Genomic DNA, 23,773 nt, shown 5'->3' with positions numbered 1-23,773 from the left:
ACCCCGACAGGCCGACCGGTGGGCACATCCACCTCGGGGCTCCGTGACCCTTGGGCCGCAACGCACTGCGTTGACCTGGCAGCACACCGTAGTTAGCGTTAACAGTTCCGTCCACCTTAGAGAGAACCCCACCCCGATCAAGGAGGATCAGTTGAGACTGCGACAGCGAAGGCCACGTCTCGGGCTGAGTCGCAAGAGTAGAGGTGTCGCGGTCCTGGCACTGGGTGTGCTTCTTTCGGTCTCGTTCGCGGCGACGCCGTCGCACGCTGCCGAGGAGCAGCTCAACGAGGGTCTGGTCCACCACTTCGCCCTCGACGAGACCAGTGGGACGACGTTGGTCAACTCGGGTAGCGCGGGCGCGGCGGCGAACGCCACGCTCGTGAATCCCGAGAAGGCGGCCTTGACCGGCGAAGGAGTCAGGTTCAACCCCGACTCCTACCAGGGCGCCCGCGACGGCGCATACGTGGCACTGCCGAACGACATTACCGCCGGTATGTCCAACCTCACCGTCGACTATGACGTGTGGGTCGACCCAGCAAACGTCGGCGAGCACCAGATGTGGGGCTTTGGCCGTAAGTCCGGGTCGTGCGACGTCGACACCGGCGCCGAGGGCTCCATCTTCGCGTCGAACACGCAGCGGTTCCGGGTCGCGGTGGGTCCGGCGAACCTCCAACAGAACCGGGTCCGTATGCTCGAGGGAGCGTGGACCCATGTCACCTACACCCAGTCACTGAACTCGAACGGCACGAGCTGGACCGGCAGGCTCTACCTCGACGGCGTGCTGCACGCGACGTCGACTGACCTGACCACGGCGCCGTCGGTGAACGCTGCGGGGACCAACTGCAACTTCCTCGGTCGCTCGCAGACGTCGGGCCACTACTCGTTCCGCGGAACAATCCGGGACTTCCGCGTGTACGACCGGGCAGTGAGTCTCGACGAGACACTCGTCCTGGCGGAGAAGACCGTCTCCGATGGCGTTCGCGCCGACGCCGCGGCCATCGACCTCGGCCTGACCAGTGCGGTCGTACGAGATGTCGTTCTGCCCAAGGTGGGTTCCGTGGCGGGCTCGGCCATCACCTGGAGTAGTTCGGACCCGTCGGTCGTCGAGGTCTACACCCCGCCCGCCCTCGCCAGCGCACGCAAGGTTGCGGTGACCGGCAGGATCACCCGGCCCGCCCAGGGGCAGCCCGACGCGACAGTCATGCTCACGGCGACTGTCCGCAAGGGTGCCGAGGAGGTCACCACACGGGAGATCCCCGTCGTGGTGAAGGCCGAGTTCGACGATGGGCAGGCGGCCGACCGTGACGCCTCCGACCTGACCCTGGACGCTACCGATGACGTACGTGGAAACCTCGACCTCGCTGCCAGGGGCGAGTTCGGATCCACGATCACCTGGAGGTCGACCACAAGCCTCGTCACCCCGACGGGTGAGGTAACCCGCCCGGCCTTCGGCCATGAGAATGTTGCCGCCACCCTGACGGCGACCATCACCAAGGGTACGGCCTCGCGGAAGAAGTCGTTCCCGGTGACCATCACCGCCATGCCACGTTCCGAGGAGTACGAGCGGTACTTCATGGGGTACTTCAAGGGCGAGGGAATTGCCGACGGCGAGCAGATCATGTTCGCCACATCCAACGGAAACACCGCCCTGGACTGGACCGGTCTGACCGGAGGTCGGCCGTCACTCATCTCCCAACTGGGTGACCAGGGGCTTCGTGACCCGCACATCGTCCGCTCACCTGACGGCGACACGTTCTACATGATCGCCACCGACCTGAACTGGTACGACCAGGGTGGATACGCCATCAACGACACCCAGTACATCGAGGTGTTCGAATCACACGACCTTGTGAACTGGACCCCTCAGCGGCACGTGAAGGTCGCGCCCGGCAACGCGGGGAACGCCTTCGCACCAGAGTCGCTGTGGGTCGAGGAAATCGGCGCCTACGTCGTGTTCTGGGCGCAGTCGCTGTGGAGCGACCCCGTGAACCGCACCGGTCAGGGGAACGCGCAGATGTGGTATGCCACGACGCGAGACTTCCAGACGTTCTCCGCTCCCCAGGTCTGGCAGGATCCGGCCCCGCTGTCGCGGATCGACACGACCGCGATCCGGGTCGGTGACCACTACTACCGGGTGACCAAGAACGAGGCTGGCAACCAGGGCTCGGACATCTTCTCGGAGAAGCACACCGACTTCCTGGACAGCAACATCGACAACTGGACGTTGGTCGCGCCGGCTCTGGGGCGCACGACGTGGGTCGCCAACCAGGGGTACGAGGGGCCGGTCATCTTCAAGGCGAACCCCGGTGACACCTCCTGCCCCGGCCAGTTCTACCTCTGGGGTGACCGGTACACGAACGGTGGGGGTTACCAGGCCGCGTGTCACGAGAACGTCGAGGCCCCGACCTGGAACGCCAAGGCGATCACGATGACCAACGCGGGTGTCGTCCGTCCGCGTCACGGCACCGTGATCCCGCTGACCGTTCGCGAGTGGAACGATATCCGCGGAATCCCGAACAGCGACGTCACGACCACCACCGAGGTGGCTGTCGAGCCGTACGCGGGCGGCGCCCAGACGACCACGGCCACCGTGACAGTCACGGCAGCTGACGGGTTCGAGACCGGCGGTCAGGTGCGGCTCAGCATCGGCTCGTGGTCGAAGCTCGCCCGCCTGAGCGACGGCGCAGCCACGGTCACGCTGCCGACAGGTCTGCCCGCGGGTGCCCGGACGGTCAAGGCCGAGTACCTCGGCTTCGACTATTTGAAGGCGTCGGTGGGTACGGCTTCGTTCGGGGTGCCCTCCGGCCCGGCCGCCGTCAAGGTCCAGGCGAAAGCCGCGCCGGCATCGGTTGTCCGCGGGGGCACGTTCAGATTGAACGTGACTGTTGGACCGGCGGGCGGGCACAAGCACCACGCTCCGACCCCGACCGGCGAGGTCACCGTCACCTTCGGCGGCACCGTGCACGTCGTGCCACTGGCGGACGGTAAGGCCGTCGTCGAACTGCCGACCGCCGATCTGCAGCCCGGGGCCTACCGGGTCCACGTTGCCTACTCCGGCAACCCGACCTACCAGCCCCACGCCGCCAATTACCAGAAGCTGACGGTGCGGAAGCCGCATAGGCACCCCTAGGCGTGCTGAGATGCGGCACAAGTAGGAGCGGGCGAGATCTGTTGATCTCGCCCGCTCCTACTGCACGGCCCAGCAACCGGACTATCGAGTGATCATGCCCTTCTCGACGGCCAGGTTGTAGTTCTCCCCGAAAACGTTCAGTTCGTGGACTCCGACCTTGACGGTCTCGGTCGTACCCAGGACCTTCAGCCTGACTGCGTTCGTCAGCACCCGGTCGAAGGTGACGTAGTCAGCCGTGTACGCGGTGGAGTTCGTACTCCTGTCGACCAAGGGCCGCCACGTGTTGGTGGGGATATCCTTGTACTCCAGCGTGTACTGCACCGCGTTGTCCTTGGTAAACGTGCGTCCGAGCTCCTTCCACTGAATCTGCGCGGCGGAGATGTGAAAAACGGTCCCGAAGCCCCTGATGTACGTGGGCGCGGTATCGCTGTCAGCCGGCTCCCACCAGGTGGATAGGGAGCGGTCGCTTCCGTAGTACGGGTTGCGCCCGGGCGCATAGCTGCTTGCCCAGTAGGCCTGGCTGTTGGTGGCCACATTGTAGAGTCCGGTGTCGTCCCTGCCCGAGATCTTCTTCCCCGGGGCCAGTTGCGGCGTGTTGGACAACTCGCAATCGATTGCTCCCCGTTTCGGACCGGCGGGAATCACGTTGCAGATGTCCATCCCCAGTCGCCGCTCGAAGAACTCCTCGTACGCGATGACATAGGTGTAGAAGAACACCAGGTTGCCGGACTTGTCGAGCACGAAACTGCCGTGCCCAGCGTTCGGATATACCGCACTCGGGTGGTTGTTTCCGTAGCCGATCGGGTTTTGCTGGGTGACTTTGAACCCGGATAGCGGTTTGTTCGACGTCATCACACCGGTCGCGTACGTGGTGAACTCCGTGCCACCGGATGCGACCGATAGGTAGTACGTGTCCCTCACCTTGAACAGCTGCGAACCCTCCACGTACCCATGCGTGTAGGTCGCCTTGTTGTCACCGATGTGCTGCCACTCCTGGCGCGGGTCAAAGGTCCAGAGCACGACCGGGTCGCTGATGAGCTGCCGAGGATTGTTCGGGTCGAGCTCGGCGCCCATGATCGGCGAGCCGATGTTGTACGTCAAGTACAGCCGGCCGTCCGTGTCCGGGAAGAATTGCACGTCGCCAACGCTCAGGGTCTGGCCGCTCGGGCGCAGGAAACTTCCCATGCTGGTCCACGGCCCGGTGGGCGAGTCCGCTTGATAGACCGGCGTGTTGTTGCCGGCCATGTAGAACTTGTCGCCGAGTTGCACGACGGTTGGTGCGACCAAGCCCAGGTTCATCTGATGGGGCGTCCACGTGAGGTAGTCAGTGGTAGACCAGACAGTGCGGTTGTTGTTCGGGGCGTTCTGCATGGCGCCTGATGCATAGAGATAGATGGCCCCGTCGACGTTCAGGGCGGACCAGTCCGCCCCGGTTCGTGCAGAGTTCTCGGAAATCCTGGTGAACCCGGCGGTGGATCGGCTCGCGAGAGTCCGCCCGGACGCTGCCGTCCACGTCTCCAGGTTCAAGCTGGCCGGGATTTGCGAAGTGTTTGCGACATTCTCGTCCGTAGGCGGCATCGTCCCTACGATGTTGCGCACGGCCATTCCGGGCAAATTGATCGGGTTCACGTATGTCTGAGCCATGTCGACGCCGGCCAGTGGCACCTTGGCGGACGGGGTTTGAGGTCCGGTGCCGGGTGCTGCCGGCGGCACGGGTTTCTCCGCCGAGGCCGGCACGATCGGTGTCAGTTGACCCACGCCCACTCCTATCGCGAGAGCAAGGCCAATCGCCGCTAAACCTCGACGTCGATTGCCGGCAGTCTTCTCGATAACCATTAGGTCCCACCTTCCGTCTGAGCGTATTTAGCGCTAACAACGGGCAGAAAACGTCCGATTTCACGATCAGCCGGCCTGACGTGGCTAATTGCTGGATGTGAGGCATCCTTCGACGGTGATAACGAAGGGTGGGAGAAGGGCTTTCCGCTCGACCAGTTGGGCTTCCAGCGCACACGCTATCGACTCGGCCTCGTCCGGCGCGGATCAGCGACCGGCGGCTGTTAGCGCTAACAACGTTTCAGTGATGTTAACGGTGCTATTTGGAGCGTGTCAAGAGCATCAATGCGATGCGACTAGGCTGATCATGGTGTCGGGCTGTTGGGTGGAGCAGCTGACCATCTTCGCCAACCTGCGTCCAATCTGCTCCCAGTTGCAAGACCAGGCCAACCAACGGCTCCTTACCGCCTTGATCTGCGCACACTCCCCTGTCAGACGACATAGAGCGCCGTCGACCGCTGCGCAGAACCGCGGAGCACTCCGCGGGAGACAGGACACCGCACCCGCTCTGGCCTGCGGGAACGTAGAGCCCCGGGTAGGGGTGGGTGCTGTTGAGGCCGTTCGACGCCGTTGGCCGCAGTTGAAGGCCGTTCAGGCTCCCACCCAGTGAGCCCCACTACCACCTGGCGTTCCTCGTCGTACGGCTCGGCGCCAGGCGGTCCGGACACGGCACGTCCCTGCTCAGCTCGCCGAGGCAGGCAGGTTCTCCGGCGTGGTGCTGCTGTCGCACCGGGGCCGGACGGTGCTGTCCCGCAGCTACGGCATGGGCGACCAGGAGAAGGGGATCCGCAACCACGAGGGCACGGCATTCAGCCTCAGTTCGGCGGGCAAGCCGCTCCATGTGGCGGCCATCTTGCAGCTGGCCCAGCAGGGCAAGCTGCGGCTGTCAGACACGGTAGGCGCCCACCTGAACGGCTTCGCCACGGACATCGCCGACCAGGCGAACATCCACCACCTGCTGTCCGGCACCTCCGGCCTGGACTCCCCTGATGAGGACGTGCAACGCGTCTTCCAGAGCCGGGACGAGGTGCACGAATACTACGAGCAGCGGGCCCGGCAAGCGAAACTGGTGGGCGTCCCGGGCATTCCCACCACCACCCATGCCGAGGCGGAGGTCACCATTTCCGCGCTGATCGTGGAGGCCGTGGCCGGCAGACGTACTGGGACTACATCCAGGAGGACATCTTCAAGCCCTGCGGCATGACCGGCTCGGCGTTCTACACCCGGCCGCAGTGGCTCACCGACATCACCGACTTCCGGACCGGGGAGGCCACCTCCACCTGGACCGACAGCAACGGCACCTGGACTCGCCGCGCCTTCGCCTCCGAGCCGACAACGTCGTCGTACACGAACTGACCCCGACCCCAAGGCACCGGCACGCGGGCGGCACGCTCGCCGCCCGCGTACCGGACCGGTCAGTTGCCGCCGATCACCACGACGGCATCCGTGGCCGCCTCGACGCGGTGGATGGGCGTGAAGTCCGCCCGGCTCGAGCTGTCGCTACAGGTGATGATGCCCTCGGCGGTAAGGTCGTTCGTCGCCGAGGTGGCGGTGTTCCACCGCGTGACCGGCCCGCCCGAGTCGCCGCCGAGTACCGGACCGTCGCTCGGGTGCCCGGTGACCGTGTCGACGACAACCGTCGGCGTGCCGTTGCAGTCGGTGTTGTTGGTGTCCCGGACCAGGCCGTACACCAGACCGCCGTTGGCGCCGGACAGGTAGACCGCCGACCCGATGGCGGGCCATCCGGTCAACTTCGCCGTCACCGGGTGCGACGTGCTGGTGTCCCGCCCACCGAACCAGGAGTGCCGGCTGAAGTAAGCGCCGTTCTCCCCCGCCAGCATGGCGACGTCCGTGCCCAGGCTGTAGTAATTCGAGCTGACCCGCAGGTTCCAGCCGCCGTGCCAGAAGTTGCGCTGGTTCGGGCCGCAGTGTCCGGCGGTGGTCACCCAGTTGCTGTTGGTCCCGCCGCGGGTCATCCGGAATCCGGTCGTGCACCACGCGTCCGCGGTACGGGCGTTCCCGGGAACGCTGTTGAACAGTGCCAGCCCACCGTAGTAGGGGACGCTGTCGACCCGGCGGCTCGCCTCGACGGTTCCGGTCTTCGACAGGGACACCTTCGGCGTCAGGGAGGTGGCCTTGACCGCCGCCGCGACGAGGGCCTCGGCGTCGCCGGAGGCGTCGATGACGATCTGCGGTGTCAGGCGGTCCAGCCATACCTGGTGCACACTCCCGGCGCTGCCGCCGGCCCAGGCCCGGGAACTCTTCAACGCCTTCGTGGCGGCCTCCAGCCGCTGCATTGACACCGTCGTGGTCTCGAACCGGACCGGCACCTCGCCCGCCTGTCGCGAACGTGCCGTCACCTCGGACCGCAGTCGCGCGCCGTCGGCGTTCGCCACCTGCCGGACGACCAGTTGCCCGGTCTTCTCGTCGAAGTACGTGCCGCCCGAGCCCTCCGGACTTCTGGCGGCAATGGCTTCCAGGTGGTGGAACTGCCGGTTCATCGCGTCGACGTCGACGGCCGGGGCGAAACCGGCGAGCGACGGTTGTGCGGCCGCTCGGTCCGGGGACACCGCTGCCTGGGCTGCGGACGTCGTACCCGCGACCGCTACGAGTACACAACTCACAAACACCATGCGTCTACGCACGGAACCTCCTGTTGGGGCGATGGGCTCGATGCCGCTACCTTCGCGCGGGATGCCCGCAGTCCGCTTGCAATCCGCCTGCAGTCCGCCTCCCGCCGGATCGCGGTGGCCCCCACCTCGGCCTGCGGAACGCACGAATGCGGGCCCCTCCCGTGGAGGGCCCGCATCCTTTCAATGTCCTTCTTTGACGGCCGTCCCGGTCGGGCGACCGGGACCGGCGACGGTCAGAAGATGTTCATGGCGATGCCGTTCGTCAAGGACGTCGTGCTCTGGACCCCGTCGATCTTGATCGGGTTGCCAGAGACGTGTTTCACGAAGATCCGCATGATGAAGGTCCGGGTTCCGCAGGTCGGGTCGATCGGCACGCCGGTGAGGGCGAAGTTCGCGACGTAGTGGTGGGCGTCGTCGCGAATCGTCTTGCGTGAGGTTGCGGTGCTCGTGGTCCGGCACGTGTGGGCGGTCGGGTCGAGTTGGATGAACTCGAAACGCACGTCGACCACCGCATTCGTCCCGCGCGGCTGCTCGTAGGCGTCGATGGCGCTCTTGCATGACGCGGTGCCCGTGTAGCAGGTGGTCAGTTCCAGCGTCGCCAGCGCCTGAGCCGAGGTCGCGTTGGCGGCGGCGTTCCATTTGTGCACGGGGGTGCCGTCGTCGTAGAACACCCAGGCCGTGGACGTGCCGGCGCCGACGTAGGTGCAGGTGCTCGACGTGCCGGTGCTGCTGCAAGCGGGGTTCTGCCACCACCGCGCTCCCACCTGGTTGGTGTCGCTCACCTCCAGCCAGGTGTCTGTCGCGACAGCGGTCAGGTAGTAGCCGTCGAGCGAGGTGGAGGCCGTGTACCCGTACATGCCGCAGGTGTAGGTGCCCGCCGATGGCGCGGTGAAGAGCAGGTCGGCGTAGATCGGCAGGTGCCCAGGCCTGGCGTAGTAGGTGGTGTCCGAGCCCTCGTGGTTCCGCGAGGACGTTGATGTGGTGCCGACGACTGCTCCGGCTGGGTTCACACACTTCAGGGTGTTGTTCATCGACACGATTTGCTGCACGCTGCTGGTCGCCTGGAGGCGTCCGCGCACGTGCCGGGATTCACCGGCCGCGAGGGTGACCGTCCTGCTCAGCAGACGCTCCTCGACCCGCGAGTGGAAACTGTTCGCGCTGGTCAGCGTCACCCGGGTCACGGGCCCGTCGTCGGCATGCGCGACTGTCGCCGCGGACATGACGACTGACAGAACAGTCAAGACCAGGCTGAGGATCTTCCGCACGTATCGGCTCCTGCCAGTTGATGGGCGAGTCCGGCCACTGTCACGTGACGCGCTTGCAAAAGCCATGCACTCGTCCGGGTCGGCTCGCAAATCGACCTCGACTAGGGAGTAGGGGCGACAGCGCAGCCGTGACGTAGTGAGCATCCCGACCCCTCTGACGCGCGCCCCGTCCCGCAGGTGCGCGGCCGAGCGGGAGAGGGAGTCGTCAAGGAGGGCCTGAAGCTCGATTGAGCCCTACTGCACTGATTCGCCGCCTGCGCATCCGCTGGGAGATCCGCGACGACATCCACGAAGCCTTCCTCACCCTCGCCCGCGCTATCACCTGCTGGTGCCGACTCCACCACTCAAAGAGTTAGGAGCTCTTAATGATGTCGGCCGTGTCCAGTCGACGTGAGGACCGTTCTACCTGAACGTCGGGTGACACCAGCAGCCCTCCCCGGCTACTCCTTCACCGAATTACGAGACGCCCCATTTAGCCTCGCCTGGATCTCGGCGAGGGCGTGCGATGCGCGGGCCTCGACGAGCCGGTACCCGGCCCGGTGAGCGAGGTCGATGGCGAGCGTGGCTCGGGCCTCGGCTTCGTCGAGGACGTCGAGGTTCAGCAGCGCCATGGCCGAGCCGCGCAACGCGTCAGCCTCACACCAGCGGAAGCTGGTCGAGCGCGCCACCTGCAGGGCTCGGTTGTGATGGTCTGCGGCTTCGGCGGGCAGGCCCAACCGCAGACAGACATCACCGAGGGCGTTGAGCGCCCACGCTTCGGTACCGCGGTCACTGATCTTCCTGGTCAGTTCGACTGCCGACCGGGCGTCGTCGAGGGTTTGCTCCGAGGGGCCGGTCTGGCAGTGCAGCAGCGCGCGGCCGGACAGCGCGGTCGCTTCGCCGTAGTGATACCCGAGTTCACGGTTGGCGGCCAGCGCCCGGGCGTAGAACTCCTCGGCCGTGTCCGGGTTGCCGAGGTCACGGTGCACGTTCCCTAGATCCACGAGCAGGACGGCGACGCTGAAGCTGGCGCGTTGCCGCTCCCCCAGTTCCAGCGCCCGGCCGAAGTGCTCCAGCGCTTTATCCAGCAGGCCCAACTGCCAATAGGCGAAGCCGAGATTCGCCAGTGTCATGGCGCTCCCGGCGCCATTCCCCAACTCGTGTTGAAGGTCCAGCGATTCCAGCCCGCAGTCGATCGACGCGTGGGGATTACCGAGGCGCTGGTGCACCGCACTGAGATTGTTCAGCACGGCGGCGCGGCCTTCGTGCCAGCCGTCGGCTGCGTTCCGCCGTAGTGCACTGTCGAGATGGTCTTGTGCCTCGGCGTAGTGGCCCATGTTGACGTAGGCGAGCGCGATGCTCTGGTGCATCGCAGCTTGCGCCCGTTCGTCGCCCTCGCCGTGCGCGGCTTCCAGCCCCAACGAGGCCATCTCCACCCATTCCGTCCGGTGACCGCGCTGGTGGAAATAGGCGCGGAGGGCGTCGGCGATGTGCCATGCCAGCGGTCGTGGACCTCGCGCCGCTGCCTGACCGACCGCGGCGGCGAGAGTCGGCCACTCGGCGTCGAGCCAGGCGAGCGCACTGTTGTTGTCCGGGAAGCTGATCCCGTTCTCCACCTTCCTCGGCAGCCGCAGAAAGTGAGAAATGAGCTGCCTGCCCGCCGCGTCAGCCGTGTGCAGGTAATGGTCCAGGACGAGTCCGCGAGCGTGTTCGAGCTCGACAGCAGTGTCTTCTACCAGCGCCCGGCCGACCGCATACCTTCGGAGCAGGTCGTGGAGCCGGAAGCGCCCGCGTGTGTATTGCTCGATCAGGTGTGCCGCGGCCAATGCCTTTATCAGTCGGTCAGTCCGAGCCGGGGGCAGCCCGGCGGCCACGCTCGCGGGCAGCGCAGTGAACGTCGGTCCCGGCAGCAGCCCGAGGCGACGGAAGAGCAGGCGATGCTCCGCCGGAAGCGCCCAGTAGGACGAGGCGAACGCTCTCGTGACAGCACTTTCCTCGGCGCCGTCCACGGTGAACCCGGCCAACCGGTCGCCATCGGAGAGTTCCTGCACCAACCCGGTGATCTCCGCCTTCGGGACAGCGACGATGTTGGCCACCGCGATCCGCAGTGCGAGCGGCAGGTGACCGCAGAGATCCGCCAGCTTCCCGGCTGCGGCTGCTTCGGTGGCGACCTGGTCGACGCCGAGCGCGGCCTCCAGCAGCCGGCGAGAGTCGGCGGCGGTGAGCACGGACAGCGACAGTGTTTGCGCGCCGGTGCGGGCGATCAGCTCTCCGAGCCGCTGCCTACTGGTGAGGATGACCGTTCCCGCCGACGGGATCAGCGCGTTCACCTGGGCGGCGTCGCGCACGTTGTCCAGCACCAGCAGGACGCGTTGGCCGGCCAGCAGTGAGCGGAACAGGGCAGCCCGGCCCGCCGCATCCGCCGGGATCAGCCGGTGATCGACACCGAGGCTGCTGAGCAACTGGAGGAGTCCGGCGGACTCGCTGAGCGGGTCGTGCTCGGCGTCGAAGCCACGGAGGTCGAGGTAGAGCTGCCCACCCGGGAACCTCTCCCGGTGGCGGTGGGCCCAGTGGAGGGCGAGCGCCGTCTTGCCGACGCCGGCGGTGCCACTGATCACCCAGATCTTCATGCCCGACGCGGACTCCAATGCGGTGTCGAGCCGGGCGAGTTCTTCTGCGCGTCCGGCGAATCCGTGGGCGGCGGGCGGTAACTGCGCCGGTCGTACCGGCTCGGGTGGTGATGTGTCCATGGGTCTCGCGGCCGGATCCAGAGCCGGGTCCGCGCGCAGGATCGCGGATTCCAACCGCATAAGTTTTGGTGCCGGATCGAGGCCGAGGTCGCCGGCCAGTCGCTTCCGCAGCGTGCGATAGACGTCGAGCGCGGCGGCGGTGCGGCCGTCGCGGTGCAGGGCCAGCATGAGTTGGCCCACGAGCCGCTGCCGCAGCGGGTGGTCGGTCACGAGCCGGGTGAGCTCGGCGAGCAGCCGCCGGCCGTCGCCCAGCCGCAGTTGGGCGTCCAGGCGGTCTTCCAGGGCGGTCCATCGGGCTTCATCGAGGTGACCGCACAGGCGTTCGGCGACTTCGGTGGACGCCACGCCTGCGAGTGCCTCGCCGTGCCAGAGGGCGAGCGCCTGGTCGAACAGCTCGACCGCGCGCTCGTCGTCCGACGAGCGGGCCGCGAGAATCAGGTCCGTGAACCGATGCGCGTCGATCACGAGCGGATCCACGTGTATGACGTAACCTGCTCCCCGGCCGACGATGGCGGGCCCGTCGCCGACCTGCCGAAGCGCCGCACGTAGCCGGGATACGAGCGTCTGGATCGAGGCTCGTGCGGACGCCGGCACATCCTCGCCCCAGACGAGGTCGACCAGCCGGTCCAGCGGCACCATTCGGTTGGGTTCCAGCAGCAGGACCGCGAGCACCAGGCGCTGCTTGCGCGAACCGAGATCGACCTGTTTCCCGCCCGCCCATGCCTCGACTGTGCCCAGGATCCGAAACTCCACGGTCCTAACCCCCCGATTGTTCGCCGTTATGCCGCGATCGATTAGATCGACCTGGCATTGGACGCGCTGCAGGTTGCGATCCGGCGCAGGCGCTTCAACGTCCCACCAGCCGAATACGAAGCGTTACACGCGATGACCCAACCCCCGCGCCGTCGTCGCGTGTTCGATCATGCAATTTGGACGGTGAAGGCCAGCGTCGCCGAGCAGATGACCAACATGGCCGTCGCGTTCAGGAACAGGTTGCGGCCGAAATCGCGGGCGCGGACGTGCGCCGAGACCGCCACCGCGAAGTAGCAGACCAGCGCCGCAGACACGAGCACCGCCAACGGCGGAACCCAGATCCCGACGATGAGCCCAGCCGCTGCGGCAGCCTTGAGCGGGGGGAGAAACTTCCAGAAGCGTTCGGGGAACCGGACGTCGGTCAAACATTGCCGAATGAAGGCGACCGGCTTTACGCATAGCAGCGCGTCGCAGAGCTGGATCACTGCCAACAAGGCCAGCGGCCACCAGGGTTGCACCATCTCGAAGGACTCCTCAGGTAATGGGTCATGATCAACCACACTGGACGTGAATGGAGCCTCACCATGTCGGACAACGGTGACCCGCCATCGTCTACGGCCCGTTCTCGACTTCTGCTGCCGTGCCAGTCAGCCACCCTGCCTCAGCGGAAAGGCTCAGCCCTCCTCGGTGTCTTGGCCTTCTCACGTGCCCGGCTGTCGTCGGGTGGCGGCAGCGGGTGGGGGGTGCGCGCCCGCGCCGAGGACGTGCTTGGCCACCGCGTCGGCGCAGGGGGTGTGCGCGCGCCAGTGGAGGTAGCCGTCCGGGCGGATGAGCAACGCTGTGCCGGGCTTTGCTCGGTAGGCCCGGCGAAACGTCCCGTCGCGGTCGATGACCACCCGGCCGGAGAACGACGTCGACCGCGCGGGCGTGATCAAGCAGGTGTGCACCTCGTCGGGAAGAGCATCACAGTCGAGGCGACCGGCGGAGGCGTCGCCAACGAGGAGCAGCGTCCATTGTGGCCCGCGCAGTAGGTCGAACAGCCGCAGCGGCTGCCCGGTTGCGGTATCGACGAGGCGGGCGTCGGGGGCCCGATCGCCGGGTCGGACGCGGCCGCCGGACAGCTCGTCGTCTGCCAGGGGCCCGTCGTGGTAGCCAATGTCGATCTGGGACACACGAGCGGTGAGCCTGCGGTTGATCGAGGGTCGGCTGAGTAGCGGCAGGAGCAGTCGTTGCACGGCGAACCGGACGAGTGGGTTGCGGTTGGTGACCACGTCGAGGATGTTGGTGCTTTGCGCCAACGCACGACGGGCGACGGGAAGGCGTTCGGCCGGGTAGGTGTCGAGCAGGGTGTCGTCGTGGCCGTTGAGGCAGGCGGCCAGCTTCCATCCCAGGTTGTAGGCGTCCTGGATGCCGGTGTTCATTCCCTGCCCTCCGGTGGGCGGGTGCACGTGCGCGGCGTCGCCGGCGAGCAGGACTCGGCCGCGGCGGTAGCCCTCGACCATGCGGACGTTGACCCGGAAGTTCGACAACCAGGTCGCGTCGGACAGGCGGACCTGCGGGTGGCCGGTGCGTTCGTCCCATAGCCGCTGGAGGGCCTCCAGGGTGGGCTCGAGGTCGTCGCCGACGGCGATGCTCGCGCCGATCTGCCACTGCCCGGTCCCGGGCAGGCCAGCCAGACCGAGGAATGACCCGTCCGTGCCGAGCCATGCGTGTGAGCGAACGGCTCCGTCGACTTCGGGGCGCCAACCGGGAACTGTGACATCACCGAGCAGGTAGCGCTGCGTCTCGTCGGACGAGCCGGCGAACTCCAGGTCGAGTGTGCGGCGCACGATGCTGTGCGCGCCGTCACAGCCGACGAGGTAGCGGACGGTCAGATCCTCCCGGCCGCCGTCCGGTGTGGTGACCACGGCGCGCACCGCGTCGCTACCAGCGGTGAACGACTCAAGGCGGGTGTTGAACCGAATCGCGGAACCGAGTTCGTGCAGCCGCCGTGCGAGCAGCGTGGTGGTGCGCCACTGGGGAATCATCACGATGTTCGGGTACGGCAAGTCCGCGCGCGGCTCGGCGAGACCGGCGGGTATCCGCGCAAGGCGCCGGCCATCGCGGTACAGGGTGATGTCCTGGCGCGACTGGCCGTGTCCCAGAACCGCGTCGATAACACCGAGATCGTCAAGCACCTCCAGGCTTCGAGGTTGCAGGCCCTTGCCTCGGGACTGACGAGGCAGTGCGGGCGCGGCCTCGATCAGTACCGCGCGAACTCCACGGCGGGCCAAATCGACAGCGAGGGTGAGCCCGGTCGGGCCGGCCCCGACGATCAGCACATCGACGGCGGGCATCTGTCTCCTCCTTCTAGGCGATGAAGCCCGGTAGCAGTCACGATGCTCGGCGCGAGCGCAACAGCGACGGCAATTACGGGGCCCGTCCGCAGGCGGGGGCGCCCGAACGGGACCTCAGACGTGGGGAATCAGGTCTGGCAGTAGGTCGAACACCGCACGTCGACTGGCAGCGTCGAGCGGTGGGCGGATGGCGTTCGCTCCGATCAGGAGGAGATGCGGCAGCAGGGCGGCGGTGTGCGCCCGGGTCGGGTCGGGCACAGCGCGGTTCCAGAGGGTCTCGAGGAAAGTGAGCCGTGCGCTGTCGACGCGTTCGACCACGCCACGCGCACCGTCGTTCGCGATCGCCCACGCCCGAAGGGCCCGATCCAGCTCGGCGTCAAACAGCTCGTCGAGCCGCGAGGGAAGGGCCCGCAGGGCGTCGACCGGATCGACGGTCGCGAGTTCGCTTGACAGCCCATCCAACAGGTTGACCTGTCCATGCTCGATATGAGTCAGCAACGCCGCGTGGTAGTCGGCGACCCCCGTGAAGTGGTGATGGAACGACCCCTTCGTTAGGCCGAGGCGGGCAGCCAGACGGTCGATCCGCAGACCCGCCGGCCCCTCGTCGGTCAATACCACGATGCCCTCGCCGAGCCAGAGATCACGTGTTCCCATCAATCGAGCATACCATACGGTATGGTATGCAATCTTGAGTGGACTGAGCATCACGCACCGAGGCCGCCGGGAGGGACACGGTGCCGCGCTCGTAGGGGGTGATGTCGATGCTCGTGACGAGGCCGTCGTGGACGCCGATCCGGATCAATGCGAATGGGTGCCCACCAGGGGCGATCACCGCTCCCGGGTGACCCTCAACGAGGACCGGGGCGGCGGCCGCGATGCGGTCCACGAACGCCCTGGTCTCCTCCGCGACCGCCCAGGCGCCCCGGACGACAGGCGCGGTGCCGTCGGCGAGGAATCCGAGGTCGGCCGTGCGGACGACGTCCGGCGCCAGGAGCGTGACGAGCCGCGGGATGTCGCCGCCACGCGCTGCGGCGAGGAACGCGTCGATGATCTCCATCTGGTGGGCGGATCCCGGCAGGTCGACCGCGGGAGCGTCCCTGAGCCGGATCCGCGCTCGACTCGCGAGCTTCTTCGCCGCGGCCACCGTCGTGTCGAGCACGGGTCCGATCTCGTCGAACGGGACGGCGAAGAGGTCATGCAGCACGTAGGCCACCCGCTGCGGGGGAGACAGTTCGTGGAGCACGACCAGCAGCGCCCGGGAGACGTCCTCACGACGGATGAACGCCTCGTCGGCCGCGAGCTGCTCGGCGGGGATGTCGTCGGCCGTGAGCGCGACCTCGCGCCGGCGATGGCGGGCGCGAAGCTGGTCGAGGCACAGGCGTGCCGTCACCGTGGTGAGCCAGCCCTCGGGGTTGACCAGTTGCGCCGGGTCGGCTGACCGCGCGCGCAGCCAGGCGGCCTGCACCGCGTCTTCGGCATCGTTGTGCGAGCCGACGATGCGATAGGCCAACGACATCAGTCGGGCCCTCGATGCCTCGAAGTGTTCGACGAGTTCCACGTCTGGTCACCTTTCCTGCGTGCCGGGCGTCAGAAGGGGCGAGAGACCACAACCTGATGAACCCGCGCACGTGGAGGCACCTGTGAGTTTACCGATTGCTCGATCGCGCCGGCGCGCGTCATGATCGCCGTACTGGAGGGAGTCCTGGTCGTCGCGACCATCCTGTGCGCCCTCGCCAACGCCATCGAGGTGACCGCCAAGGTGATCAGGGCCGACTTCGTGATGCGCAACTGCGCCGAGGTCGGGCTGTCCGCGCGGTGGATCCCCTACCTCGCACTGGTCGAGGGGGCCGGCGTCGTGGGTCTGGTGCTCGGCCTTCTCGGCGTACGTCCCTTCGGATTGGCCGCAGCCCTCGGCCTCGTCCTGTTCTTCGTCGGCGCGCTCCTGGCTCACGCCCGCGCGCGGGCGTTCCACAACATCGCGTTTCCCGCGGTCTTCCTCGTCCTCGCCGTCGCCGCCGTGGGGCATTTCGCGTCGACGAGCGCCTGATCGATCGCTGATCGGCCTTTGCGGTGCAGGGGCTGAGGGTCCGTGTGACGGGGCCGCCGATCCGTGCCGCCGAAGAAGATGAGGCGGCTGCACACCCCTGCACGCGACCGAAAGGACGGAGTTCAGGCCGATCCCGCGCGACCCCGACCACCCGGCCGGCGATCCGTCCACGGCCGGAGCTTGTCGGGATGGCGTACCGCCCAGATGCGCTTGATCCGATCGCCGACGACCTCGAACGCGTACACCGATACGGTGACGCCGTCCTGATGGGCGATCAGGCCGGGTTGGCCGTTGACCGTACGCTCCAGGATCGTCAGGTTTCGAAGTCTGCCCTCGAGATGGACCAGTGAGCGCACGATCTGCTCGGCGCCTTCGGTCGGGCGGAGCACGGCGCCGACGACGCCGCCGCCGATCGCCGTCGCGTCGGGGTCGAGAAGGCCGATCAGGGCGTCGATGTCCTTGGCTTCCCATGCCTGCTTGAAACGCCTGACGATGTCGGCGCGCCGGTCTGCCGAGGTCGCGGGGGCATGCGCCGTGCGAACGCGCCGGCGGGCCGAGGAGGCCAACTGGCGGCACGCCGCAGGGGTACGGCCGACGATGTCGCCGCTGGCGGCTGCCTTGCGCAGGATCTCCTTCTCCTGCCGCAGCTCAGCTATCTCGCGCCGCGGACGGGCAATCTCGGCGTCCCTGTCCACCACCGACAGCCCTTCCGCGGCCGCCGCGGTACCCGTCCCAAACCGCTGCTCCTGCTTACGAACTCAGTGTCGTAGCGACTCGTGACTCATACCCAGCTCACGGGCGACCTGATTGATCGGCCGGCCCGACGAGCGGACCAGGTCGACCGCGTCACGCTGGAACTCCTCCGTGTGCTCAGTCATGCCCATCAAGACACCGCGGAACACCGACACCTGACACGACGTGACGCGCGTCACCTCAGGTCATGACGCCGCCGGACAGACGGTCCGCCGTCGCGCTCACGGAATCTGTTTCTCCCCGTCGCCGGATTGGACGAGTCGGAAGAAGAACCGGGCGGCGCTCCGCTGCGCTGCCCGTTGCAGGCGCGCGGCCACCCGATGGTCCGGGTCTGGCGTGCTGCCGGTGGCCAGGCGTGGGAAGAGGGCTTCGGCGTTGGCGCGGTTTACCGCTCGCAGTTGCCCGAGTTCGAGGCAGGTGTCGATTCCGTTGGCGAAGTACTGCCCGGCCGGGATGGGCGCGAAGGGCCAGTCGCTGCCGAAAAGCACACGCCCGGGTCGGGCGAAGGCAAGCAGGGTGGGCAGGGCGGCCGGGCTCGAGGACAGGGCGGTGTCGAAGTAGAAGGTGCGGAAGTCGTCCAGGATGTCCAGCGGGCTGCGTGCGGTGCCGGCGGCGATGGCCAGGGCCATGCGGTGTGAGGCGTAGGGCAGAAAGCCTCCGGCGTGGCTGAGGACGAACCGGATTCTGGGGTATCGCCGGAGGACGCCGGTTCGGACGAGGAGGTAGGCCGCTCGGGTGGTGTCGAGCAGGAAGTCGGCGGCGAACGGTGGGATGCCGTCGATGGCCGGTCCGGGCAGGTCAGCGGGGTGGACGAAGACGACGGCGGCGCGCTCGTCCAGGGTCTGCCACAGCGCATCCTGGTCGGGGCCACCGAGGTAGTCGCCGTTGCTGTTGGCGAGCAGAGTGACGCCGTCGGCGCGGAGTTCGTCGAGGACGCGGCGGGCCTCGGTGGTGGCGGCCGCGATGTGGGGCATCGGCAGGGTGGCGAAGTACCCGAATCGGGTTGGATGCTCGGCGGCCAGCCCCGCGGCGTAGTCGTTGAGCTGCCGCGCAAGGTCGCCGGCTTCGGTCGGGCTGGTGAGGAAGCTGGTGCCGGGGGTCGAGACGGACAGCAGGGCCACGGCGGTGCCGAGCAGGTCCATCTGGTCCAATGCGGACTCGGGTGTCCAGGTGGGCAGCGCCCGACCGCCCGCTGCCGCGATGCCGGCCTCAGCGAGCAGGGCGCGGTAGAAGGGCGGCAGGATGTGCTGATGGACGTCGATCCTGGCTAACTGGCCGGTCATACTGTGGTTCCTCTCGACGCGCTAGACACTGCTGCTGCGGAACGGCTGTGAACTCCATCCCCCACCACCGCTGACCGCAGCTACGGCTTGGCATGGTCATGGGAAGCCCCTGGGGCCATCCGGAGGGCCGCCTCGTAGACCAGCCGCGCGTGCAGCTCGAACATCGCCGCGAGATCGACGGCATCGCCGTGGATCTCGCGCTGCAGGAACAGTCCGTCGGCCCCGGCCAGGGCGTACGTCACGACGGTCCGCACGTCCGCCGGATCGAGGCCCGGCAGCAGCGTCTCGATCACCTCGATGAACCTCTCTCGGGCGACCTCGCGGACCTGGAGAAACACGGCCCGCCCTCGGGGCTCCTCGGGCCGCCGCTCCAGGGCGAGCATGAGACCCAGGCGCAGGAAGTCGGGGGCGTTGACGAGCGACGCGGCCACCGCCGCGCCGACGGCGACGAAACGCTGCAGCGGTGTACCGGTTTCCTCGCCGGGCAGGTCGAGGGCCGCCAGCCAGGTCTCGAAGCTGCGCTCGATCACTGCGGCGAGCAGGTCGTCCTTGTCCTTGAAATGCCAGTAGATCGAGCTCGCGGGCAACCCGCAGCGGGCACTCACCGCCGCGATCGAGGTCCCCTCATACCCACGTTCACTCGCGATCTGCACGGCGGCGTCGAGGATGCGTTGCCGCGACTCCACGCCGTTGGCGCGCTTCCTGCGCGTGGGCCGTGTCCCTGTCATTCCGCACGCCTCCCGCCTCACCGCGACCTTGACGATGCCGGGGCCACGAATCTACCGTAACGATCACTCTAATTGTAGTGAGCACTACAGGATCCGCCGGCAACTCCCACCCTGGACAGTCCTCGGCGTGGGAGGTGGTCGTGGCTGTCACAAAACGGGATGAAGCTTCGTCCAGTGCGTGTGGTGAGACCACGGTTGACAGGCAGGAGCCGGGCATAGGCCGGAACAACGGACGCGGCCCGGTGCGAACAACGGCGCGTACTACCACCTGCTGCGCCACCCCGGGGTCCGCTCGCAACCAACCGCATCGACCGAGAACGAGGATCATGACCAAGCTCCGTCATTTCCGATGGCAGGACGCCTCCCCCAGCTCCAGCCGAAGGCTGGCCCTGAGCGCCGTACTCACCCTGGCAATGGTCGGGTGCGAGGGATCGCCGAATAAGGACTCCCCGTCCCCGCCCGCTTCCAACACTCCGGCAGCCACCGGCAGCGCCAGCACCGGCGCGGCGTTGGCCGGAACCCGCAGTACCATGACCGAGAACCTCAAGGTCGAGGTCGTCGGCCTCAACCGTGTCAAGGGCAAACACCTCATCGCCCAGATCCGCCTGTCCAACACCGGCACCGAGAAGCGTCTGTCCTGGCCCGGCGAGTTGGGCGACCACACGCGCCCGCTCGGCGAGATCAAGTGGGCCTCCGGCATCGGCATCCTCGACGCCCAGGCCCGCACCTGGCTCCTGCCCTACAAACCCGCCAGTTCCCCCTGCCTGTGCAGCGCGGTGGACCGCGACGTCCCCAGCCGTTTCATCGACCCTGGCCATTCGATCAGCGTCTACGCGGTGCTGCCCGCACCGTCGGGCAACCCCGCGACAACAACCGTCGTCACCCCCGTGGGCCCACCGATGCTCAACGTGCCCATCAGCGACGACGCTCCGGCCGGCGACTTCCCCGACCCCGATGCCGAACCCGTCACCCCCGTCACCCGCCGCCTCATCCTCCCCTCCGAATCCCTGGACAAGTCCGAGGAAACCGCCGACGACGGCAAGGACCTACAGGTCAACCTCTCCGCCGACGTACTGTTCGCGGTGGACCGGGCCACCCTCACCCCCAAAGCCAGGTCGGTCATGGCCCGCACGGCAACGCTCATCGACGCCTCGCCCGCCACGGTGGTGACGGTGGCGGGCCACGCCGACTCCTCCGGCACCGACGCCATCAACAACCCACTGTCGCTGCGCCGCGCCCAGGCCGTACAACACGCCCTGTCGGCCCTGCTGACCAGGAACGGGGTCCGCTTCCAGACTGAGGGGTACGGCTCACGCCGCCCGCTCTACAGCAACGACAGCGACGAGGGAAAACGCCGCAATCGCCGCGTCACGGTGACCTTCCCCAAACCTCAACCCGCTGTCCAGGAACCGGTGACCACGACCACCACCGGCTCGACCGACCTGACCGGCAGCGCCCAGGCCGACGGTCAGCCCATCGCGATGGAGGTCACCGGCCTGCGCCGGCTACCCGGAGGCCTCGGCCTGCTCACCTACAAGATCACCAATAAGGGCTCGTCCGAGGCCTGGTTCAGAGACCTGCACCACGCTCAGGACTGGGAGGCGTACAAATACCAGGCCGCCACCAACGTCCGCCTGACCGACCTCGCGGCCCGCCGCCAGTACCGGCCAGGCCGCCTCGAGGTTCCCACCGACGACGGCGTGGACTCCTACTGCGCATGCACAGCCGTCTCCGGCGTCCGCATCAACACCGAAAAGTTCGCACCAGGCCAGACCCGCGAGTTCTGGACCCTCTTCGCCCTACCCGACACCGCCGACACCCTCAGAAGAGTCAAGATCGGCCCGTTCCGCGACCTCAACGTCCCCACTCAGTAACGGCATCCCGCTGCCTGCCCACGTCAACCCATCAGGGCACTCACCCTGTTGACCATCAGGAAGAACCTCGTGAATCTCGACGCGTCCTGTCCGGACTGGTCGCTGCGGTGCTCGCCGCCGTCAGCGTGCGCCACGACGTCACCTCCACGATGACGACACCCTTCCCCTCAGCGCACCGGGCCGGAGTGGCGCAGGCGGTACACCGTGCTGCGACTGATCGCCTCCTTGAAGCTGATGGCGGATCGGCCGGTGAGTACCGCACCGATCGGGGAGTCATCGGCTCGGGTGAACTGGGTGATCGCGTCCCGTCGACCGAGGCTGATGTTCTGCCAGACGTAACGGATCCGAAGCGGCCTCGGCGTCCGTCCGTTCAGAACGGCCGCGATCGCGTCCGCCGCGTACAGACCCATCGGAAGGCCGGTCTGGCAGGACATCCGGGTCTCACCGCCGAGTGCGGGTGCCGCTGCGGCGTCACCGATCCCGTACACCTGCGGGTGCGACACCGATCGACAGGTCTCGTCAACGATCATCCGGCCACGGCCGTCGACGGCCAGACCGGCCCGATCGGCCAGCGCGGACACCCGGAAGCCGGCTGTCCAGACGACGACCTCCGCGTCGAGATCTCGCCCGTCGTCGAGGCGCAGGCCTGCCGCCGAGACCGTCTCGACCCGGACACCCTGGTGGACGCCAATGCCCATCCTGCCGAACGCCCGGCCGAGGTGGCGCCGCGCGGGCGGAGACAGCCAACCACCGAGGTCGTCACTCGTCACCAGTTCGATCCGTAGCCCTGGATATGCCTCGGCAAGCTCGGTGGCGGCCTCGATGCCGGTCAGGCCACCGCCGACGACGGCAACGACATCGCCGGCCGAGGCACCGAGCAGATGCGACCGTAGCCGCTGCGCCTGAGCCGCCTCCGCGATCGTGAACGCGTGCTGCTGTACCCCCGGCACGCTGCCAACGTCCGCGCCACTGCCCAGCGCGTACACCAAGGTGTCGTAACCGGCCGTGTACGGCTCGGCGTCCATTCGGACGATGCTGGCGTCGACGTCGATGGCGGTGACCCGGGCCACGACGAGTTTCACGTCGGCACCGTCCAGCATGGTTCGCAGCGGCCGGTCTCGCAGGGTCTGCCCTGCGGCGAGCTGGTGCAACCGGATTCGTTCCACGAATCGGTCGGTGGCGTTGATCAGCGTCACCTCGACGTCGGTGCGGCGCAGCCGGCGGGCGGCGCGCCGAGCGGCGCCTAGGCCCGCGTACCCGGCGCCGAGTACCACCAGGCGGTGAGTCATGGTCGTCTCCTTTGATATTCACTGGTTGACGGGTGACGGGGCAGCTTCGTGACCGTCTTCCAGCGCAGGCGTGGTCTTCGACGACTCTGCGGGGTGCTGGGCGAGCTACCAGCCGTGGCATCACCTAGCGCCCTGAACGGTTCCGACACGGATGTCGTGCGCCCACGACAGGGCGAGGAAGCATCGCGCAACGTCGAGGCCCTACTCGTTACCTGTCAATCCAGCCGAGCTCGACTGCCTGCTCGAGCATGACGTCTTCCATCACGGGTAGCGTCAGGAACGAGACGGCATACAGAACAGCGATGAGTCCGATCGGGACGATCCAAGCGCGAGGACGGGCTGCCCACGTGCGAGGACGGATCTCCAACGTCCCGAAGCCATCCGGTCCAGCGTCGGCAGGGCGGGCCCGACGGAGCCGCGTCTCCGGAAGCCGGCGGTCGGCTGGCCTCAGCACCCACGAGGCGATCGCGCACGCACCGAACATCAGCGGCACCCCCCACGATTGAAGGCCGTCACCGACTGACAGGTGCGACGCCACGGCACCGGACCACAGGAAGAAGGCGCCCACGTACGCCCATTCCTTGAGTAGCGGGAGCCCGGGCGCGACGATCGCGACGGCCGCGCCGGCCTGCCACGCGCCGAGAATGTAGGCGAAGAAGTGCGGGTACCCCAGGTGGTGCAACTGGACTTCCACCCATTCGATCGTCAGCAGGTTCCACACCGATCCAGCAGCCAACTCGAGGGCGATTACAAACGTCGTGGCCCAGAAGGCGATGGGGCTGATCCGGCTCCAGTTCCAGCCGCTTCGTGTGACGGTAGCCGACCTCTTGTCGGTCGCTTCCTGGAACTTTCTGGTCGCTTGAGTTCGCATCTCAGTCGCCTCGTCAAGTCGGTCTGATGTGTCGGAGATTGCCGGGATCGCGCACTGGAAGTAGACCGTCGGGGCCGGAAGCAGCTGTCCACGCTGGCGGTGTAGTCGGTGCCGTCGGGACGGGCCAGGGTTCCGGTCAGTTGCGATCGTCAGAACGGAGGGAAGGGCCACGGTCTCACTGCGCTTTGGGCCGGCTGGGTGGCTGTTCGTCTCAGTGGTACGACAACAGGGCGCCTCGGAATGTGAGGC

19 protein-coding genes are annotated in these 23,773 nt (G+C 67.4%); 5 read left to right on the top strand and 14 right to left on the bottom strand.

The window, feature by feature from the left end:
• Positions 1 to 70 precede the first annotated feature (70 nt).
• Positions 71 to 3,130: an immunoglobulin-like domain-containing protein gene (locus tag OH804_RS05315; protein ID WP_406063217.1), complete on the top strand. Its 3,060-nt coding sequence runs from the start codon at positions 71 to 73 to the stop codon at positions 3,128 to 3,130.
• 81 nt (positions 3,131 to 3,211) lie between these two features.
• Here OH804_RS05315 and OH804_RS05310 read toward each other — a convergent pair whose 3' ends face one another.
• Positions 3,212 to 4,888, bottom strand: coding sequence for a family 43 glycosylhydrolase (locus OH804_RS05310; RefSeq protein ID WP_406063215.1), 1,677 nt, complete (start codon positions 4,886 to 4,888; stop codon positions 3,212 to 3,214).
• 787 nt (positions 4,889 to 5,675) lie between these two features.
• Between OH804_RS05310 and OH804_RS05305 the strand changes: the two genes are divergently transcribed.
• Together OH804_RS05305 and OH804_RS05300 are read left to right on the top strand one after the other, a co-directional pair.
• Positions 5,676 to 6,167, top strand: coding sequence for a serine hydrolase domain-containing protein (locus tag OH804_RS05305; protein ID WP_406063213.1), 492 nt, complete (start codon positions 5,676 to 5,678; stop codon positions 6,165 to 6,167).
• Positions 6,164 to 6,319 carry a hypothetical protein gene (locus OH804_RS05300; RefSeq protein ID WP_406063212.1) on the top strand — a complete coding sequence of 52 codons (156 nt, stop codon included), beginning with the start codon at positions 6,164 to 6,166 and terminating at the stop codon, positions 6,317 to 6,319. The genes OH804_RS05305 and OH804_RS05300 overlap by 4 nt, the downstream gene beginning before the upstream one ends.
• A gap of 59 nt (positions 6,320 to 6,378) precedes the next feature.
• Here OH804_RS05300 and OH804_RS05295 read toward each other — a convergent pair whose 3' ends face one another.
• The 7 genes from OH804_RS05295 to OH804_RS05265 all read right to left on the bottom strand — a co-directional run bounded on the left by OH804_RS05295 (position 6,379) and on the right by OH804_RS05265 (position 16,237).
• Positions 6,379 to 7,533: a hypothetical protein gene (locus tag OH804_RS05295; protein ID WP_406063210.1), complete on the bottom strand. Its 1,155-nt coding sequence runs from the start codon at positions 7,531 to 7,533 to the stop codon at positions 6,379 to 6,381.
• Positions 7,534 to 7,829: 296 nt separating this feature from the next.
• Complete coding sequence (locus tag OH804_RS05290; protein ID WP_196924176.1) at positions 7,830 to 8,861, bottom strand: hypothetical protein; 1,032 nt, start codon at positions 8,859 to 8,861, stop codon at positions 7,830 to 7,832.
• A 440-nt stretch (positions 8,862 to 9,301) separates the two neighbouring features.
• On the bottom strand, positions 9,302 to 12,343 hold the full coding sequence (locus OH804_RS05285; RefSeq protein WP_406063208.1) for a tetratricopeptide repeat protein: 3,042 nt from the start codon (positions 12,341 to 12,343) through the stop codon (positions 9,302 to 9,304).
• 167 nt (positions 12,344 to 12,510) lie between these two features.
• Complete coding sequence (locus OH804_RS05280; protein WP_406063206.1) at positions 12,511 to 12,864, bottom strand: DoxX family protein; 354 nt, start codon at positions 12,862 to 12,864, stop codon at positions 12,511 to 12,513.
• Between the two features lie 180 nt (positions 12,865 to 13,044).
• A complete protein-coding gene (locus OH804_RS05275) occupies positions 13,045 to 14,679 on the bottom strand; it encodes an FAD-dependent oxidoreductase (RefSeq protein ID WP_406063204.1) in 1,635 nt (544 codons plus the stop codon).
• 114 nt (positions 14,680 to 14,793) lie between these two features.
• Positions 14,794 to 15,333 carry a TetR/AcrR family transcriptional regulator gene (locus OH804_RS05270; RefSeq protein WP_406063202.1) on the bottom strand — a complete coding sequence of 180 codons (540 nt, stop codon included), beginning with the start codon at positions 15,331 to 15,333 and terminating at the stop codon, positions 14,794 to 14,796.
• On the bottom strand, positions 15,320 to 16,237 hold the full coding sequence (locus OH804_RS05265) for a sigma-70 family RNA polymerase sigma factor (protein WP_406063200.1): 918 nt from the start codon (positions 16,235 to 16,237) through the stop codon (positions 15,320 to 15,322). The genes OH804_RS05270 and OH804_RS05265 overlap by 14 nt, the downstream gene beginning before the upstream one ends.
• A gap of 120 nt (positions 16,238 to 16,357) precedes the next feature.
• Here OH804_RS05265 and OH804_RS05260 point away from each other — a divergent pair, with 120 nt between their 5' ends.
• Entirely contained in the window at positions 16,358 to 16,726 is a 369-nt protein-coding gene (locus OH804_RS05260) for a DoxX family protein (RefSeq protein ID WP_406063198.1), read from the top strand.
• Positions 16,727 to 16,848: 122 nt separating this feature from the next.
• Here OH804_RS05260 and OH804_RS05255 read toward each other — a convergent pair whose 3' ends face one another.
• The 4 genes from OH804_RS05255 to OH804_RS05240 all read right to left on the bottom strand — a co-directional run bounded on the left by OH804_RS05255 (position 16,849) and on the right by OH804_RS05240 (position 19,490).
• Entirely contained in the window at positions 16,849 to 17,424 is a 576-nt protein-coding gene (locus OH804_RS05255) for a hypothetical protein (RefSeq protein WP_406063196.1), read from the bottom strand.
• Between the two features lie 60 nt (positions 17,425 to 17,484).
• Positions 17,485 to 17,604 (bottom strand): transposase, encoded by a 120-nt coding sequence (locus tag OH804_RS05250; RefSeq protein WP_406063194.1) that lies wholly within the window; start codon positions 17,602 to 17,604, stop codon positions 17,485 to 17,487.
• A gap of 96 nt (positions 17,605 to 17,700) precedes the next feature.
• Positions 17,701 to 18,762, bottom strand: coding sequence for an amidohydrolase family protein (locus OH804_RS05245; protein ID WP_406063192.1), 1,062 nt, complete (start codon positions 18,760 to 18,762; stop codon positions 17,701 to 17,703).
• An 80-nt stretch (positions 18,763 to 18,842) separates the two neighbouring features.
• Positions 18,843 to 19,490, bottom strand: a complete 648-nt coding sequence (locus OH804_RS05240) for a TetR/AcrR family transcriptional regulator (protein ID WP_406063190.1) — start codon at positions 19,488 to 19,490, stop codon at positions 18,843 to 18,845.
• Positions 19,491 to 20,020: 530 nt separating this feature from the next.
• Here OH804_RS05240 and OH804_RS05235 point away from each other — a divergent pair.
• Positions 20,021 to 21,364: an OmpA family protein gene (locus OH804_RS05235; protein WP_406063188.1), complete on the top strand. Its 1,344-nt coding sequence runs from the start codon at positions 20,021 to 20,023 to the stop codon at positions 21,362 to 21,364.
• A gap of 167 nt (positions 21,365 to 21,531) precedes the next feature.
• Here the strand turns inward: OH804_RS05235 and OH804_RS05230 are convergent, their stop codons facing one another.
• On the bottom strand, positions 21,532 to 22,653 hold the full coding sequence (locus tag OH804_RS05230; protein WP_406063186.1) for an NAD(P)/FAD-dependent oxidoreductase: 1,122 nt from the start codon (positions 22,651 to 22,653) through the stop codon (positions 21,532 to 21,534).
• 208 nt (positions 22,654 to 22,861) lie between these two features.
• Complete coding sequence (locus OH804_RS05225) at positions 22,862 to 23,524, bottom strand: DoxX family protein (protein ID WP_406063184.1); 663 nt, start codon at positions 23,522 to 23,524, stop codon at positions 22,862 to 22,864.
• Between the last annotated feature and the right edge of the window lie 249 nt (positions 23,525 to 23,773).

The sequence above is a fragment of the Micromonospora sp. NBC_00860 genome (genome assembly GCF_045207375.1).
In the GTDB taxonomy this organism is placed as follows: Bacteria; Actinomycetota; Actinomycetes; order Mycobacteriales; family Micromonosporaceae; genus Micromonospora; species Micromonospora vinacea.
This window is presented reverse-complemented; position numbering and strand designations above follow the sequence as displayed.